This is a genomic window from Bradyrhizobium sp. LVM 105 (assembly GCF_003957705.1).
Lineage (GTDB): Bacteria > Pseudomonadota > Alphaproteobacteria > Rhizobiales > Xanthobacteraceae > Bradyrhizobium > Bradyrhizobium frederickii.
Genome location: NZ_QZMV01000004.1, coordinates 490,396 through 506,666 on the forward strand (window position 1 = coordinate 490,396; position 16,271 = coordinate 506,666).

General features: G+C 59.1%; 17 protein-coding genes, 1 tRNA gene and 1 pseudogene. 9 read left to right on the forward strand and 10 right to left on the reverse strand.

What is annotated here, in order from left to right:
- Positions 1-309: 309 nt before the first annotated feature.
- The gene (locus tag D6B98_RS14755; RefSeq protein ID WP_126257708.1) at positions 310-570 is read right to left on the reverse strand and encodes a hypothetical protein; all 261 of its coding nucleotides are present in this window, start codon (positions 568-570) and stop codon (positions 310-312) included.
- 261 nt (positions 571-831) lie between these two features.
- Here D6B98_RS14755 and D6B98_RS14760 point away from each other — a divergent pair, with 261 nt between their 5' ends.
- Positions 832-1,029, forward strand: a complete 198-nt coding sequence (locus tag D6B98_RS14760; protein ID WP_126257709.1) for a hypothetical protein — start codon at positions 832-834, stop codon at positions 1,027-1,029.
- A gap of 86 nt (positions 1,030-1,115) precedes the next feature.
- On the opposite strand, the gene D6B98_RS39855 is transcribed toward D6B98_RS14760, so the two are convergent.
- Both D6B98_RS39855 and D6B98_RS14765 read right to left on the reverse strand, forming a co-directional pair.
- Entirely contained in the window at positions 1,116-1,262 is a 147-nt protein-coding gene (locus D6B98_RS39855) for a hypothetical protein (RefSeq protein ID WP_164718606.1), read from the reverse strand.
- 201 nt (positions 1,263-1,463) lie between these two features.
- Positions 1,464-1,537, reverse strand: a tRNA-Cys gene (locus D6B98_RS14765).
- 265 nt (positions 1,538-1,802) lie between these two features.
- Here D6B98_RS14765 and D6B98_RS14770 point away from each other — a divergent pair.
- Positions 1,803-2,075: a hypothetical protein gene (locus D6B98_RS14770; RefSeq protein ID WP_126257710.1), complete on the forward strand. Its 273-nt coding sequence runs from the start codon at positions 1,803-1,805 to the stop codon at positions 2,073-2,075.
- A 94-nt stretch (positions 2,076-2,169) separates the two neighbouring features.
- Here the strand turns inward: D6B98_RS14770 and D6B98_RS14775 are convergent, their stop codons facing one another.
- Complete coding sequence (locus tag D6B98_RS14775; protein WP_126257711.1) at positions 2,170-2,679, reverse strand: hypothetical protein; 510 nt, start codon at positions 2,677-2,679, stop codon at positions 2,170-2,172.
- Positions 2,680-2,908: 229 nt separating this feature from the next.
- Between D6B98_RS14775 and D6B98_RS14780 the strand changes: the two genes are divergently transcribed.
- The 4 genes from D6B98_RS14780 (at position 2,909) to D6B98_RS14800 (ending at position 7,453) form a co-directional block, all read left to right on the forward strand.
- Positions 2,909-3,211, forward strand: a complete 303-nt coding sequence (locus D6B98_RS14780; RefSeq protein WP_126257712.1) for a hypothetical protein — start codon at positions 2,909-2,911, stop codon at positions 3,209-3,211.
- A gap of 851 nt (positions 3,212-4,062) precedes the next feature.
- A complete protein-coding gene (locus tag D6B98_RS14785; RefSeq protein WP_126257713.1) occupies positions 4,063-5,799 on the forward strand; it encodes a recombinase family protein in 1,737 nt (578 codons plus the stop codon).
- A 572-nt stretch (positions 5,800-6,371) separates the two neighbouring features.
- Positions 6,372-7,064 (forward strand): DUF433 domain-containing protein, encoded by a 693-nt coding sequence (locus D6B98_RS14795; protein ID WP_126257714.1) that lies wholly within the window; start codon positions 6,372-6,374, stop codon positions 7,062-7,064.
- A complete protein-coding gene (locus D6B98_RS14800; protein ID WP_126257715.1) occupies positions 7,052-7,453 on the forward strand; it encodes a PIN-like domain-containing protein in 402 nt (133 codons plus the stop codon). Before D6B98_RS14795 ends, D6B98_RS14800 begins: the two co-directional genes overlap by 13 nt.
- A 223-nt stretch (positions 7,454-7,676) precedes the next feature.
- Here the strand turns inward: D6B98_RS14800 and D6B98_RS14805 are convergent, their stop codons facing one another.
- From D6B98_RS14805 to D6B98_RS14830, 6 genes are all read right to left on the reverse strand, one after another.
- Entirely contained in the window at positions 7,677-9,668 is a 1,992-nt protein-coding gene (locus D6B98_RS14805; RefSeq protein WP_245481376.1) for an AAA family ATPase, read from the reverse strand.
- Between the two features lie 360 nt (positions 9,669-10,028).
- Entirely contained in the window at positions 10,029-10,487 is a 459-nt protein-coding gene (locus D6B98_RS14810) for a thermonuclease family protein (RefSeq protein WP_126257716.1), read from the reverse strand.
- 40 nt (positions 10,488-10,527) lie between these two features.
- Complete coding sequence (locus tag D6B98_RS14815; protein WP_205680485.1) at positions 10,528-11,178, reverse strand: hypothetical protein; 651 nt, start codon at positions 11,176-11,178, stop codon at positions 10,528-10,530.
- A gap of 818 nt (positions 11,179-11,996) precedes the next feature.
- Positions 11,997-12,713: a recombinase family protein gene (locus D6B98_RS14820; RefSeq protein WP_349644819.1), complete on the reverse strand. Its 717-nt coding sequence runs from the start codon at positions 12,711-12,713 to the stop codon at positions 11,997-11,999.
- Positions 12,714-12,746: 33 nt separating this feature from the next.
- Positions 12,747-13,106, reverse strand: coding sequence for a hypothetical protein (locus D6B98_RS14825; RefSeq protein ID WP_126257719.1), 360 nt, complete (start codon positions 13,104-13,106; stop codon positions 12,747-12,749).
- Positions 13,096-13,455: a hypothetical protein gene (locus tag D6B98_RS14830; protein WP_126257720.1), complete on the reverse strand. Its 360-nt coding sequence runs from the start codon at positions 13,453-13,455 to the stop codon at positions 13,096-13,098. The genes D6B98_RS14825 and D6B98_RS14830 overlap by 11 nt, the downstream gene beginning before the upstream one ends.
- A 1,078-nt stretch (positions 13,456-14,533) precedes the next feature.
- Here D6B98_RS14830 and D6B98_RS14835 point away from each other — a divergent pair.
- The 3 genes and pseudogenes from D6B98_RS14835 to D6B98_RS14845 all read left to right on the forward strand — a co-directional run bounded on the left by D6B98_RS14835 (position 14,534) and on the right by D6B98_RS14845 (position 16,148).
- The gene (locus tag D6B98_RS14835; RefSeq protein WP_205680486.1) at positions 14,534-14,770 is read left to right on the forward strand and encodes an Arc family DNA-binding protein; all 237 of its coding nucleotides are present in this window, start codon (positions 14,534-14,536) and stop codon (positions 14,768-14,770) included.
- A 110-nt stretch (positions 14,771-14,880) separates the two neighbouring features.
- Positions 14,881-15,006 (forward strand): annotated as a pseudogene (locus D6B98_RS41940) (helix-turn-helix domain-containing protein); the annotation flags it as partial.
- A gap of 23 nt (positions 15,007-15,029) precedes the next feature.
- A complete protein-coding gene (locus D6B98_RS14845; RefSeq protein WP_126257722.1) occupies positions 15,030-16,148 on the forward strand; it encodes a tyrosine-type recombinase/integrase in 1,119 nt (372 codons plus the stop codon).
- Positions 16,149-16,271: the final 123 nt, after the last annotated feature.

Consider the following 16,271-nt stretch of genomic DNA (forward strand, 5'->3'; position numbering starts at 1 on the left):
GGCGCCTGCCATGTTCCAGGTCGACGGCGAAGCTAGGTGGGATCCCGCTTGAAAAGCTTGTCCGCGGGCGTACAAAAAATTGGATCGAGGAGGCCCGCGGTTTGGGCATGGCGCTGCACAAAAACTGGTCGCATGCCAGGGCGCCCGATTCGAGCTTCCAAATTCGCAAGAGACGATAGGTCTTGCTCCGTGCAGCGGCGCTGCCGCAATTCACCGGTCAACAATCTATCCGCAGCATATCCACAGGGCGGCTGCGGGGAATTCGGGCGTGCGTGCAAGCTACTTGCTGCGCAGCAATCCATAGGCGGTTCACCCACCGGGATGGTCGAACACGCTGCGGCAAGCCTCGCTCAGGCTGGAGCGGTTACGGCGCAGGCAGGCCGTGATGGCGCGGACATTGGGAATTTCGCCGGCGCAGAGCCGGTAGACATCGGGGGTGCAGGCCCGGCGCTGCTCCGCCGTCCCTTGCGCATGGGCAGCGGAGGCAAACAGCGTCAGGAACAGCCCGACCGTGGAAGCGCTGCGCGCCCGGCTCTTCACACCCGCAAACCGCAAGAACCTCGCCTTCATGACCAGTCTCCTGTCTGCGCTGCCGCCTCCCGGCCTGTCCTGGCCGGTGTCGTGCGAAGGGGTAGGAGAAATAAATCGCGCGGGATGTGATCTCTTTCACACTGCGGACGGGGGTGCGGAACGTAGGTTCCCGCCGGGACTTCTAAAAATCGCTAACCAATCGAGCCTCGATCGCCGGATCGTTAAAATGCGAACGATCGGCTCAATCGGATGACAAGCTGGCTTTGCGACATTGCGCCATCCGCGTTCTGCGAGGGTGCCATGAGAAGCGAAGCCGAATTCAACTTGCTGCTGGATGCCGTCCGGGACGCCATGGTCATTGAAAATTTCGCCCCCGCGCCGGAGGAGGAGTTCGTGCGGCGCTCGTGGAGCCTCCACGCGACGCCCAAAGCCGCCAATGACAATGAGGGCGCCTGGCCCCTCCTGCCGTTTCCCGACGACTGGTACGCGGCCAGCTGATAGCCGCGTTCAGCGTGAACCGAACCGCCCGCCTTCCGCGGGCGTTTTGCTATGGGGTCGGCGCCGGAGACCCCGACCCGGCACAATCAGGTCTTGACGCGATCCTCGCCATCCTGCGGCGCCCGGTCGGGCGTGGCCGACGGAAAGATGCTGTCATAGATCGCGCGGGCCTCACGGATGAGGCGAGCCCGCTCCTGCTCGGATTTCGGGACAAATCGGACGATGTCGCCCATTCGTGGTTCCAGTGCTCGGGTGACGAGATGCATGCCTTCGCAGATGCGAACTCTATGCCAGCGGCCTGATTCGGGGGGTTCCAGCAGGCCCCGGGCAAACCCGGTGATCACGCCGACTCCACCCCCTGGGCCGACGACGGCGCGCGGCGGCGGCCAGCCGCGCCGGGCGTCTAATTATGCCAGGAAATCAGAGGGTTGTGATGGAGGCCACGACCAGAATTGAACTGGTGTACACGGTTTTGCAGACCGTTGCGTAACCACTCCGCCACGTGGCCCCACTTGGTAAAACGTCATAAATATCAGTGGGTAGTGAGTACTTTTACCGTTCTCGCTATCTCGCGCGAAACGCACAAAACGCGGACGAAAACGGTACAGGTCCCCACAGAAGTCCCCACACCTTGGACGGCGAGTTCTTCGGTGACCTCGCCATTAAAGGGATGCAGCTTTCCGGTCAATCCTGTGCATTGCCCGAACCGGCAATCGGGACCGATTATCTTGCCATGTTAGTGTTCCCTGCCCTTACGAGAAGGAGCAGGCAACGTGAACAACGAAGACGCGATCATAGCAAGGCTGGCGGGGCTAGAGGCGATGGCTTGCGGCTGCTTTACCTTCCTCCTGGCAAGCGCCGGGAATGATCCGGACGCCTCTAAGGCCAAGGCCATCCTCGACGTCCTCAGGGCAGATGCCGATAGGGGGATGGCCCACCTGCCGGACCACATCCAAGCCGAGGCCAAGGCCTATTTGACGACGCTCACAAAGCAGGTGCTGGAAAACCTCCGAGCGCTGCGCGGTGGTCCAACGAGGCCACAATGAGCGTCCTCGGCACTCTCGGTTTGCACACAACATAGGCGGGTTTATCTCGAAGTCAGTGACCGACTCGAGGGGCACGGTCATGAGCGGTGCGGCTCTACAGCTCCTCCAGCTTCAGATCGTCATAGATTCTGCGATGGAGGGCGACAAAGGCCTTGGTGTAGACGTTGATCGCATCAACCGCATCTTGCAGAGCGTCTATTGTCGCCTGCCACGTCAGCAGTACCAGTCCATCCTGCTGCTGCTCGTAGCGTCGAAATTCGAAGAGGTGATTTTTCTTCTTGTCCTGCGTGAAGATCAGGAAGCCATGGGCAAACCAATGCCTTCGCTCAGACCAGCTATGGATGTTTTCAATGAGGGGCACGAACTCATCTGCATATGCATCCAGGACCCCTCCACTTTCGGCCATCACCTTGGCCGCATTGACCCTCTTGTCGAGCGCGTAGCGAAATCGCCCATCCACCCTTACCGATAAGTCGGCCAAGAGAAATTCGCATTGAGCGTAGCTCGTCAGGTATCGACCGCGCAGGTAGGCTACACGGTCTATAAGGTCACGTACCCATTGCTCGGGTACGTAGTCAGGCGACATCAAACCGTTAGCGCTCATGAGACACCATTCAGAGAGAACTCGCCTCCCCCAGAGGAGACAGGCGGCGTGCAGCACGCCCCTTTCGTATCCGTTTCGCGGACTACTGTCAGGCTACGTTCCGCAGGCGCGCGCACCTGCTCACGGGAAGCCATCTGTCCACACCCACGACGGGCAGTAGCTCGTCGCCCTTCCGGCCTACCGGGAATCGACAATTTGACTCGGCGCTGGCCCAGCCATTCTTGGCCGGATGGCTCGTCCGAACAGACGCATCACCCCCACTCATACTGACGGCCGCCCGGTCAAGATCACCTTTGGCGAGATGCGCGCCATGGGGGTGCGCGGCGTCCTGATCTATTGCGCCGACTACCGCTGCAGCCACAACGTCGCCCTGAGCGCCGATCGCTGGCCCGATGACCTCCGCCTGTCTGACATCGAGGGCCGATTTACCTGCACCGCCTGTGGCCGGCGCGGCGCGGATGTCCGGCCGGACTTCATGTCGGGCCGATCACCGATGGCCGTCACCCCCAGCCGATCACAGTCAAAGACCTAGTTTGACAAGCCTCGGTTGTAACAGCGATAACACCGATCAGAACTGGCTGGGGCTGTTGCAATGCAAAGAGTTTCGTTCCTGTTTCTGTTGCTGCTGACGGGCTGCTTGGGCGAAGAGGAGCGCCTAGCGGCAGAAAATGCCAAGGACGACCAGCAATGCCTAACCTACGGTGCCCAAAAGGGCACCGATGCTTACGTCAATTGTCGCGCTCAATTAGAAGCTGCCAGGAGACAGGCGGACGGTGCTCTCGTCGCGGCGCGAAATGCAGAGCGCCCCCGAAACTGCGTCAATACTGGCGGGTACGGCGGTGGCTCCATCATCTGCAACTGAGCTGAAGAGATGCGCCTTGGTGCTTCGCTTATGATGGTTGTGTGCAGCCTTGGACCGCTGCCGGCGATTGCGGCCGATTACTTAGGCCAAGTGACCGCCGTGGACGATGGCGACAGTTTCCACATGCTGGCAGACGGCAAGGACGTTCACATTCGCCTTTGCGGGATCGACCGTCCAGAGCGCGGTCGGCCGGGCTATGGGGCAGCGGCCGGAGCACTGGCGGAGTTGATCGAAGGCAAGCAGGTTCATTGCTTACAGGTCGGCGAAGGGACGCCGTGTGACGGCCGCTCGAAACCATGGAGCCGCGACAGAGCTGTCGCTCAGTGCTTCCTTGGCGATAAAGACGTCGCGGCCGAAATGGTGCGGTTGAAGCGGGCCTGCGATTGGCCGCGTTCTCCATGGAGCCTATAGGCTGGACGAGACGACCTGCGTGCGACGGTAACGAGTTCGTGCGTCCGGGAGAGCAAGGCAAGGTTACTGGAACCTGCTAAAACCGATCCCTCACCTCGGGATCGGCATCCATGGCAAATGCCCTCGTCCTCAGAAGGGAAACGAACTCGGCCGGGCGGGACCTCACGTTTCGGGCGGCGCAATATGTTCGGATGTCGACCGACACGCAAAAGTATTCCATCGAGAATCAGGCAGCCGCAATCGCTGCCTATGCTGCCCGGCGTCATATCAAGATTGTTCGCACTTATTCGGACCTTGGCAGGAGCGGAATTCGGATTGCAGGGCGTGATGGGCTGCAAGAACTCATTCGCGATGTCCAGCTTGGGCGCGCCGATTTCGATTATGTACTGGTTTATGACATCTCGCGTTGGGGCCGGTTTCAGGACGTTGACGAAAGCGCTTACTATGAGTTCATCTGCAAGCGCGCCGGCATCGCGATTCATTATTGCGCCGATGAATTCGAAAACGACGGCAGCCTGGCCTCGATTGTCCTTAAGAACATCAAGCGGGTCGCGGCGGCCGACTACAGCAGACAGCTTTCCAAAAAAGTCTTCTTAGGTCAGTGCAACGTCGTGACCTTGGGGTACTGGCGCGGCGGTCCAGCAGGATATGGGCTGCGCCGCATGCTGCTTGACGAGCACGGGAAGCCCAAAGGCGTTCTTGAATATGGCGAGCACAAAAACCTCAAAAGCGAACGCACGGTTCTCGTCCCCGGTCCACCATCGGAGCGGAAGGTCGTCAACCGCATCTTCAAGGCCTTTGTCGTCGAACGGAAGAGCCGAACCCAAATCGCCGCCGAGTTGAACGCAATGGGCACTCGCAACGCGCGCGGCAAGTTCTGGACGTCATTGACCGTCAGCAACATGTTGAAGAACGAGGCTTACATCGGACACATGGTATTTAACCGGCGCTCGCAGAAGCTCGGCGAAAAGCAGGTTAATAACCCACCGGAAATGTGGGTTCGGCGTGACAACGCGTTTGAGCCCATCATCGCGCCCAAAATATTCGCAAAGGCGCAGCGTCGCCTCAAGGAAGTCGAGTATGGCCGCGTTATGTCGGACCAAGACATGCTGGATCGGCTTTCCGCACTCTTACGGAGGAAGGGCCATCTCTCGCTGAAGCTGATGATGACCACCAAGGGCATTCCGCACTATAAAACCTACGCGCAACGCTTCGGCTCCCTCGCGGACGTCTTCCGGCGTGTCGGCTTCGAGCCCAAGGCCCGCTATTGCTTCAAGGAAACCGCCGCGAGAACGGATCACCTCATCGCCTCGGTGGCACGCGATGTCATCGTCGAGCTAGAGCGACGCCACCGGAGCGTTACGTTTCTGCAGGAACTCCGGCTGTTGACCATCGGCCGCCTCGCGACAGTGTCCGTTACACTCGCGCGAGTAGTCTCTGACGGCAATAGCTATCCGGGGCCGGAGCCTCGATGGATGATGCAAAGGCTCAAATACCAGAAGTCGGACCTCGTCCTGATAGTCAGGTTGAATGCCGCCAACACGGGCGTCATAGATTACTTTCTGCTACCGACCGCAAACCTGCCAAGGACGAGAGACGGGAGAAGCCGCGTTTCGAAGCGGGTGTTTGGTGAATTCAGATACGAGACTTTCGCCCTGCTCATCACCGCACTCCATCAGCGATTGGAAGGACCGGAACAGCAAATTGCCGATGACAGAGTGCCGATCACCCGTCCTTCAGCCATTGCGCGACGTGCTTCCACAACCACGCCAGTCCCTCGGGACAAACAACGGAAAGCAGCGCCGCCCCAAGCACCCACAGGAAGGAACGGCCGCGCGCGGCATTGATAGATCGCAAATACAAAAGGGCACCCAGCAGTGTTCCGTAGTTCCTCCGGAAGTCCCCGTTGAGCTTGGCAATTTTCGCGAGGTCAGAGGTGGGCTCGGTTGGCATCGGCTGGTTCCCCATTGGCTTGGACCAGCCTCCTAACAACACCTGTTTTGCCCGACGAAACGGGTAAACTTCGTGTGATCCGAATCCTGGCCTGCCGATCAATCGCCTTCAACGCGCTCGCCATGGGGCCGGGACGACCTGCGCGACCTGCCGCTGCACCTGCGCAAGACGAAGTTGCTGGCGCGGCGATCGGAGGGGGTCACCGCCGCGCCACGGGGCGACACTAGCCGGGGTCGCTAGTCTCCGAGCACCAAGACCGGGCACACCGGGGGGGCCCGCACAGGCACTGGATCAAGGCCAAGAACAAGCGGCACCCGGCTATAGGCCGGGGGCTGTAGTGAGGGCGTCACCATCTTCCGGCTTACCTTTGCGCTCCCCAACCATTGATTGACCTGCCGGTTCCGTGCTTAGACGGGAGTTGCGACTCGGCTAAGTTATGTCTGAGCAGCGGTATTGCAGGTTTGGCGTGGCGACATCTGGCGACAATTTCGTTGAGCCGTGGCGCAAGCGGCTTCATATACCCGCTTATCAGGTGGGGGAAGCTGCTCGTTATGCGCAACTCTCACCACAGACGATAGTGGCTTGGCACAAACTCGATGGCCAGCGAGTCTTGTCCGAGAAGGAACGGGGCGAGCGTCTTTCCTATCTCCAGCTTATCGAGCTGGCCGTAGTCGCTGCGTTTCGCAAAGCAAAAATCCCGCTGAAAGAAATCCGGGCGGCGCGCGAATATGTAAAGCGCAACCTCGGGAGCGCGCATCCTTTCGCGGAATATCAATTTAAGCGCTACGGCAAATCACTCTTCACGGAATACGAAGAAGAGAAGGGAAGTCGAAAGCTGGTGAAGGCGAACCAAGCAGGACAGCTTGCCTGGAAAGAGATCGTCGGCCCCCTCTTGGAAGAATTCGAATATGAGCATGAAGGCGTCGCCATTCGCTGGCATGTTGCCGGGCCATCCTCCCCCGTTATAATCGATCCACGGCTGTCATTTGGTACTCCTGTTGTTGGGGGGGTGCCAACTTGGATCGTTAAAGGCCGGTTCGATGCCGGCGAAACAGACCGCATGATCGCGGAGGATTTTGGATTAGATGTCCTCGCCGTCCGCGAGGCATTGAAATTCGAGGGTGTTTTGCCCGGGCAGCAGCAAAAGTGGATTCACTGACGTTTTATTTTGATCGATGCTTTGGCAAGCGCTTTCCCGAAGCGCTGCTAAAGATGCAAACTCCGTTCAAAGTCGAATATCATGACAGTCCAGCAAATCGCTTTCGCCAAGACATGGAAGACGATGAATGGTTGAGCATCGTGGGTGCCAAGAATTGGGTGGTATTTAGTCACGACAAAAAATGGCACGGGGAGTCACCCGCTATCGCGGCCATCAGGGAGCACAAGATCGGCTGTTTCTATCTCTGGGGCGCGAGCGTGCCGACGTGGGATAAATATGTTTGCCTGGCCCGCGCTTACAATCGGATAAGAGAACGACTGAAGACGCCGAAACCCTATATCTATAGAGTGAGCTACAACTACCGGGTTGATCCTGTAAGGATTTCGTAAATCGCTGCCCGACCCCCAGCGCACGAAATGAAGATAGATTCTACCAATCTGCGTCAATTCCACCTATCTCGGCCAAGCCGCGATATTTTGCTGCCGACATAGAGCTATTTCCCGCAGTCGACGAACAGCAGCTTGATTACATCAGCATCACGGTCACTGCGTGGCGTCGCATGACGGTCTGAACCATTGCCTTCCTTCTCCGCTCGCGTACGGACAAGGGGAGTTAAGTCCTTTCGGTGAGCCCCAGAAAGTCCATGGCCATGCTCTCGAATTCGGCGCAGACATCGTCTTCAAGGCGATCGAAGAAATCTTCGGATGATACGAGTTCGATCAGCTTCTGAGTGTCCTTTGACCGATAGCCAACCGGGAGATACGCTTCCAGCTCTCCGCGAGGTAACAAATAGATGCCTTCGCCCCGTTTTCGCTCAATAAACGAATCGAGAATACCTTGCTGGGTCTCATCCAGAGCATCCTTTAACCTGATACGGCGAGATTTGATGTAGGCCCAGACATTCTTGGCATCGTCCCAGCTTCCGGACCCCATCGCAGCCTCAATCCGCTCAACTAACGCTGCGCCATCGAGGCTCTTCACGTTGTCGACAACGTCTTCCTTGATCTCTCCGGCATCGACTACAAACAGCGCTTTTACAGCCTCATCACCGATTTGCTCGATGTAATCACGATCGGCAACGGCAAACCACTTAACCTTGCAAGCGTCTAGGAGCTGCTCGTAAGCAGTGAACAGGCCCTTCCCTCCGATGCTGACGACCTCCACCGAGGGAGCATTCAGATCATGCTTCTTCGCGACAATATCGAGCACGCGCTCGAACACTATCCTGTCGTGAAGCCCCTCGACCAGAACCACGGTATCCGTGAAAAACACCCGCTCGTTGTTCTCGGTGTTCACAATATTGAAGAGGTGCTTGGCGTTCGGAAGACCTGCGGCACTTAGACGAACGATGTTGCTCCGCTGGCTCTCGCTATACACTCTTGAAACGTATTGGATCGATGCCGGCGATATGAACGTTGGCGAATGAGTGGCTAGCACGAACTGGTTGCCAGTGGATTTTGACAGCTTCTCGAAAAGCGCAAACAGGGCTGTTTGCCATCTTGGATGAAGGTGAAGTTCGGGTTCATCAACGATGATTACAGCGTTGCGAACGTTCAGGGCGAAAATTGCAAACAAGTAAGTCAAGAGCTCGCGCTCCCCTGATGAAGCCTCACTTACGAGGAAAGACGAGCCTTGTTTGGTCAGGCGAACGTCGTACGTGTTGTTGAGCGGATCGACGGTGACGAGTTCCCACGTGTAGCCGAGAGAAATCAGTTCGGCGGACAGTTCCTTTAGATTCTCGTCGTCCCGAAATGTTCTAGCGGCTTCGACATTTGAGTTTTCCTGTAACAGCCGGAATCGCTGTGCCATGCGACTGATAGCGAGTGTCACAATATTGAACCCAGTTCGGGAAGTTATTGCATCGGCTGCGCGCTTTTGATCTTGATCGTTGTAGCCCGCAAGGCCGACGGAAGAGTTGAAGCCGCTCGCGCCTCTGTTAACAGGAAGATAGATCATGGGAACTTGCAGGGACGCCTTCCCAGTCTGTGCCCGCAACGCATTGTCTCCTTCAAAGACGTGCAGGTAAGCAAGGAAATCTTGTGCAGTTTTTTCAGTTGGTTGGCGCACTGCTCCGTTGTGCCAGACAACGGTTACATGTTGGCCAGCGCTGAGCTTTGAGACATCCCAGTCCATGACGCCCTGCCAAGGATCAGGGTAATACTTCCTACTCAAAGCAGCGCGGATATCGCCCGCATCAGTCTGAATTGCTCGCATGTTGTCGATATCTTGCGCGCTTACCTCCAACACGATCTCGACTGTTTGATCCCTGTCGCGCGCTTTGCTGTATTTCTCGAACGTCAATTGATTGAGGTTGTCGTTATAGCGGATCTCCCAACGATTTGGTTCTTCGACGGTGCCGGCATGTGCGTAATACGGTGCGTTAAAAACGTGCCGCCGAAGCATACCAACCAGCGTATCTAGCAGATTGGTCTTTCCGCCCCCGTTCGGTCCGATCAGAATGGAAATATTCCCGTCAAAAGTAATTTCGCGCCTGTCAAGGAAGCTGCGGACATTTTCAATTGATAATTTTCGTATGAGCACAATAGCCCCCGAGCAAGGAATCGATTCGGTCGATTCATGGCATGAATGACCCGGTGCGACCAAGAGTTGAGTCTGGGTCCGGATCGAACGAACAGGAAGTCCAGCGCGCGTGCTAGACTACGGTGCAGCGACTCCGGCCCGATCCAAGCTATGCCGCAAACAGGGCATCGCTCTGCCTTGCCTCAAGCGCTTGTGAGCAGGGAGATCACTTTCGACGGTCGCCCCCGGGGGTGGGCGCCTCTTGCGCCGCTCGCCTGTAGCTCGGCGATCCGTCGGGACAATCGGTCGCCCGCTCGGCCGCACGATTCTCAATGGCCGCTTAAGACGCTGGCAGGGTGAAAATGAGCGCTACACTGCTCTATGGCTCCAAAGAGACAGCTCGTCGACATACACCTGCTCGCCTCAAGGCCATGACCTTCCTTGCTAAGGCCGGGGTGACTCGCACCACGGGCGCGGCGTCTTAGGACAGCGGTTTGCTCCGCACTGGAATGGCACGGCGAGCTTTTCAGCAATGAGGATTTCACCCACGTCCCGGCCTGCGGCCTTCAACGTGCCGCACGATCTGCCAAAGTTGCAGGCCATGGTCCCTTCAGTACCGGGCGGGCAAGCGCAATCGACGTAGTCAAAGTCGAGCGGCTGCGAGCGTACCAGATCACGAAGCCGCCTTGTAGCGACATCGCCAAGTGCTCGCTCCTCAGGACATTTTGCGCGGCGAGTCTCCGGGGCATTGAAGCCGACGAGCCTTACGTCAGGTCCTTCGTTGTAGACACGGATCGTGTCTCCGTCGACTACGTAAACCTGTTCACGGTCGATCGACGTGGCATCAACGGCGTGGCAAATGCACATTGAGAAGATGGTCAAAACAAATGCTTTCACCGACATAAATTATTCCCCACCGCTTTGGCTTCGCGAGCCCCACGAATCATTTCAGAAGCGCCCCCTTAACCCAATACTGCGGCACGGTGGTAACCAGCGTGAACGGGCCTTCATCAGAAGCGACACGCGAGCCCCACGGAATTCTAGCGTCATACTCCGCGCGAAACGACACCTGCGCGGACTTGATCCGATCTGCGGCGTTTGCGCCGCCAAAGCCGATCCTGTTGTCTCGGAGAGGACAAATATAGGAGCCCGACTTCATCCGGCCGGACATCGCAGCGCCAACGGTTGATGACAGCGCGGCCGGCATACCGCTTGCTCTAACACCGATGTTGATCTGAGGCGGCGAACCTTCTGGGCTCCCAACGAAGCTGGCGCTGATGACGCACGTGATGGTCAAATTGCTGATGCCGAAAAGAGCGCTGTTGTTCTCGATGGTGAACGGGATGTCCATCGCAGCACCATACGACGGCGGGCCTGGCGTAAAACTCGGCGACGTCGGCCAAAGCGGCCCGATACCGATGATGTGTCCCAAGACCGTCGCGAGCGTGGCAATTGGCGCAAGTATGAGACCGATGACCTTTGCGAGGCGGAGCCACCGCCAGAGCTTGCTCGGCTTCGTCGGCGTGATCGGCTGATTGGGCGTCCCCTTTCCCTTGCCCCCTCCCTTGCCTTTCGACTTAGGTCCCTTCTTCACGATCACCCCCGTCCATAGCCGGGCTCCGATCATGCCATCCCCGCAGTTGGCTGGCCCGAACGAGCAGGCACTATCCACAGCGAAACGAGAAAGGCCGCCGAGTGTCCTCGACGGCCTTGGCCTCATGGCCCCATACCATGCCTTGCCTCAAGCGGTTGATGCTCGCTTTCGCTGGCCGTCTGGACTTTGGCCGACATCTCGGCGCTGGTCGCTATTGGCGCGGGTGGTGCGAGAAACCGGCTCGATCAACCTGACGCCAACATTGGCTTGTCGAAGCTGGCCTGTCGAGACCTCCGACCGTGATTGACGGTTCTCAGCACGGAATGCGAACCACGATCACGCGATGTCTTGCCATGACGCGACCGCCCGGCGCGGCCATTAGAAGCCCGTCCATGCGGTCAACGGCACCGGGGCCGCTTCTGCCCAAGGCCGGGAGTGCGCCAACGTATGGGCGGGGCTGCGGCGCGATCTGGCGGGCCTCCGACCCTTGACCCAGATCAAGCTCGGCATTGGCCACCGGAAACGGTGGTCTGCCATGAGCGAGAACGACAAATCCACCAAGCCGGGGGAGCCGCGCAAGCCGACGCGGTCTGACGAGGCGCGGCGGGCGATCGAGGAGCACATCAGCGACCTGCGCGAGATCGTTGCGAGGCGGTGCGGAATTGAGCTGGGAAATTCTGCAAAAATTATTTGGGCAAAGCGATGCGCGAGAACAAGCGCTCGGAGGCGGAGGGGACAGGGAACCCTAATTTCATCAAGGCCAATCATTAGCGGCCCCCTAGGGGGCTCACCGGCTCCCCACCGGGGGGACCCGGTCATCATCCGCGAGCAGCGGCGAGGATGCGCTGCACGCTCTTGGCGTCCATTTTCGGCAGACCGAATTCACTCATCCAAACGAAAGCGATGCTGCGAAGACTGTCCCCGTTAGCCTGCATACCCAAGCCACGCTTGAGCGCGGCTTGCTCATTGGCGTTCGGGACCAAGCGCTTGTTCTTCTCCTCGCCTTCAATGTCGTACCCAAAGGGCCGCTTGCCACCATTGAAGAGCTGCTGGGAAGCGCGATAGCGCTTGGCCTCGCGGACCCGCTCGCGGATGCCGTCGCGCACGTTCTCGGCTACGGCTGATAGGATCGTGAACACTAGCTTGCTGATGCCGTTGCCGGTGACGTCGCCGCCAAGGTCGATCATGTGTAAGCCGATCTTGTCCGCCTTGAACTGTTCGAGGGTGACGAGCGCGTCAGCCGCAGAACGGAAGGTACGATCAAGCCGAGCTGTGACGACGACGTCGCCCGCCTGCAGGGCCTGCAAGAGGCGCTTGCCCTCCGGTCGGTCTACCAGGGGCACACTGCCGGAGACGCCTGCCTCAACGAAGAACCCATCAACCTGCCAGCCCTTCATCATGGCGTAGCCGGTGATCTGCTGCTGCTGCGTTTCGAGCGACATGCCGCTGTTCGCCTGCTCTGCGGTGCTGACTCGGCAGTATCCAAACACCCTCATAGGCAGCCCTTCTGTGGCATTGCTAAAGCGATGCCACATAATTAGCAATGCCACAGGCAAAAGCAAGGCAAATCAGCCGATATTCGCTCTTTCGGTTCGTGCCTGCACCCGCTGCTCGAACATCAGGCGGCGCGGCGCAGTCCTCGCCAGTCGCCTGAGCACATCGGCGATCTGGTTGTAGCCGAGCGCGGCCATAACGCGCCTCGCCTCGTCCAAGCTCTCGCGATGGAAGCCGCAGGCCTTCAGCACGATCTCGGCGGCGAGGCCTTCATCCATTCCGGCAAGCCGCGCTTCTGCGGCGAGAAGGGCAAGGCCCTCGGCGAGGGTCTCGATGCGGATGCCGTTGTCCGACGGGTCGGGATCGTCGAGGTGCTGCCGCATGAAGGCGGCGCCTTCCTTCACCGTCCGATGGCGTTCCAGTTCACGCGACATCGATCACTTTCACCTTGGGCAGCACCTTCGGCGGCTCGTTGCCGAGCAGGCCCACGGCACTTCTGAAGGCGTCCAGGACGTTCCGCGCGTCGATGCCGACATTGGCGTTGAGATCGATCGTTTTCGGCATCAACGATGCGAGCACCTTCAACAGCGCGGCCGGATCATCACGCGCGAGGCGGAGCAGAATGTCTTCGCCCTGCTCATCCCAGAGCTTGGCGAGATCGGCGACGAACCGCTCGGAGAACTTGGCCCGCGCTCCCGGCTTCCGTCCGCCCCCGCTATTGCCCGTCAAGAAACGGCCGGTGCGTTGGTCGCGTTCGATCTCGACGGCGTCGATGTTGCTCATGGGCCAAGGTCTACACCGAGTTCGCCCTTGCGCAAGGGTTACGATGATCTGGCGGAGATGTTCCTGCTCGCCAGCCAATGGGCGAGAGCGCGCTCTGCTTCGCTCCGGAGCGTCGCCTTCGATTGGGGCCGTCTTCGATTGCGATGGGGCGTTGCAGGCAACAACGGCAAGATGTCACGTGGGTCATCCGTACCGTGCCGCTTCATCTTCTGGTGCATCCTGATCTTGTCCCAATCCATTGTTTCGCCTCTTCTGTTCCACCATCATGCTCAATGGTGGAGGGTTTGTGATCCGGACAGACCAAACCCATGCTCGCGGTGAAGCGAGAGAGCGGCCGTCCGGGGAGTTCCTGCTCAATGGAGCCAGGGCTGCTTACCGGAGGCGTCTGCTCGTGGATGCACAGACGGCCGCGAGACTTTTTCGTCCATTCCAGACGGTGACTGGGGCACCCCGCTTTCGACCAGACCCCACAGCGCTCGGTCACATACCATCCATCGCGCTGATGCAGCACGCCTGCCGGATCGGTTTCCGCATGAGCAGGCGCGAATTGCGCCGCGCGGGGATTGCGTTCGGGGGAATTGGGAATTAGGAGGAGATTGCTAGATCACCTTCAATTCCAATTGGCCCGTGTCGTGCAATTGCCCGGCGCGGGTCTTTTGTTAAGCGGCCGCCTCTTCGGCTAGATCGACGACACCTAGATCATCTGAGACAACGCCGCCCTGATGCGGCGGGCGCGCTGGATGTAGGCGCAGCACTTCCCTGCCCCGCACGATCATTGTTCCAGTTGGCTCTCGGGTAATCATTCAGGCTCTCCAAATTCGCAGTGAACGGACAGGCCTCATAAGCCAGCCCGGCCCTAGGACAGGGGCGCTCACTTCCTTTGGAGAACTCCAGACCTCGACGGCAGTTATCCGCTCTCTTCGAGGTCATCACGCATCCAATCTAGGGCGTTTCAGAACGCCGTCAATCACCTCCCTGGCAATTCGTGGTTCGCAACTCTTCAAAAGTCCTGGCCCCCGCGCAAGAAATTCGATAGCACTTTGCTAGGACGAATATAGCATTCTGCTGGAGAGGGAACGTGGTGGAGAAGAGCGCAGACGTCGTTCAGGTGAACGTGCGGCTCCCGAGGGTATTGCACCGTAAGCTCGGGGCCGACGCGCGGCGGAACAAACGATCATTCAACGCCGAGCTGGTGCACCGGCTTCAATCATCCTCCAGCCCGGCCAGCACGCCAAGCGAAGACATTGCGAGACTAGCCGCGACGGAGGCAGTCGAGCTGACCTTGCAGCGGCTTGGCATCCAGCCGAAGGGCTGAGCCTATGATTACATCATCGCGGCGCTGCCGCTGTTCTAGACCCTATCAGGAGTATGCGTAAGCGCATTGAGGCCGGGCCGCACAACGGCCCGGAACGAGTAACGACAGAGATGGCAGCGAAGATTTTGGGGCTACCGGCCCGCACCGTTCAGGACATGGCGCTTGCCGGAGAGATACCGGGCGCGGCGAAGTTCGGGCGGCGGTGGACCTTCGATGAGCAGAAGTTACGGAACTACATTCGCAGGCGCGAGGAAGAGCAATGGCAGGACGCAAACCGAAGGCACCTCCCGGAACGCAATGGCGCGGGAACGTACTCTACTCGGAGTTCCAGGTTAAGGGGAAGCCAATCCGGGTCACCCTCAAAACTGACGATCCGCGAGTTGCTAAGGCCGCCGTCGAGAAGCTGAGGAAGCAGGTTCTCGCCGAGACCTATCACGGCGGCGGTCCTCGCATGTTCATTGACGTGTTGGCGGAGTGGAAGGCCTTCATGATCGGCAAGCCCGGCGATCGATGGGACGGCCAAGTCGGCAAGAAGACCTATACCCGCTATTGCGTCTCGCTGCTCCAGATCGCCCCGTTCGTGGAGAACAAGAAGCTGTCCGAGATCGATGGCCAGTTGATCGGCCGGATCGTCCGGGTGCGCGGCGCCGAGGTGACAAAGGCGACGGTGAAGCGCGACCTAAGCGCCCTCTCCTCCGTCATGAACTACGCCGTGGCGCACGAGTACCGGGAGTCCAACCCCGTCCTGCCGTGGCTCAAAACGGTTAAGGAGCGCCGTGACCCCATCGTCGAGCCCCGTGACGAAGACATCGCCCTCGTCGTCGAGCACGCGCGTGGCATGTGGCCCCAGCTCGTCCTAGCCGCCCTCAAGACTGGCATCCGCGAGGACGCCCTAATCCGCTCCCAGCGCGACTGGATCAACCACGAGCGCAAGGAGATCACGGTCGTCGACAAGGGGAATAAGGTCCGGGTGGTCGATCTAAAGCCCATGGGCGGCTATGAGTTGTTCGCCTCGCTCCCGGCCTTCGCCGGGAAGCCGTGGCTGTTCTGGCGCACCGAGGACAAGCGGGTCCGTAAGGACAGCAAGCGCGAGGCCAGCACAGTCGGCGACAAGATCGAGGACCCCGGCCCGACCTTCGTTCGGGAGACCCGCCGCGTCGAGGCTTGGGCGAAGGCAAACGGCATTGAGTTTCGTCGGTTCACCTTCCACACCCTCCGGCACAAACATGCCATCGTCTGGCTCCGGAACGGCGGAAATATCTATGAGCTGCAGCAGCGCCTGGGTCACTCCTCAATCAAGCAGACCGAGGAGTATCTGAAATACGTGACGGGCGAGCAGCAGCGCGAGAACACCCACGGGAAGCGCAAGACTGCCTGAAAACCGGAACAGGTCCCCACAAAAGTCCCCACAGGTTGGGGACTTTTTCATTTTGGAAATGACGGAAATGCCTGTGTCGCAGCGGTCTTATAAGACGCGGGCAAAAGCTGCCAGTGGGTTTTG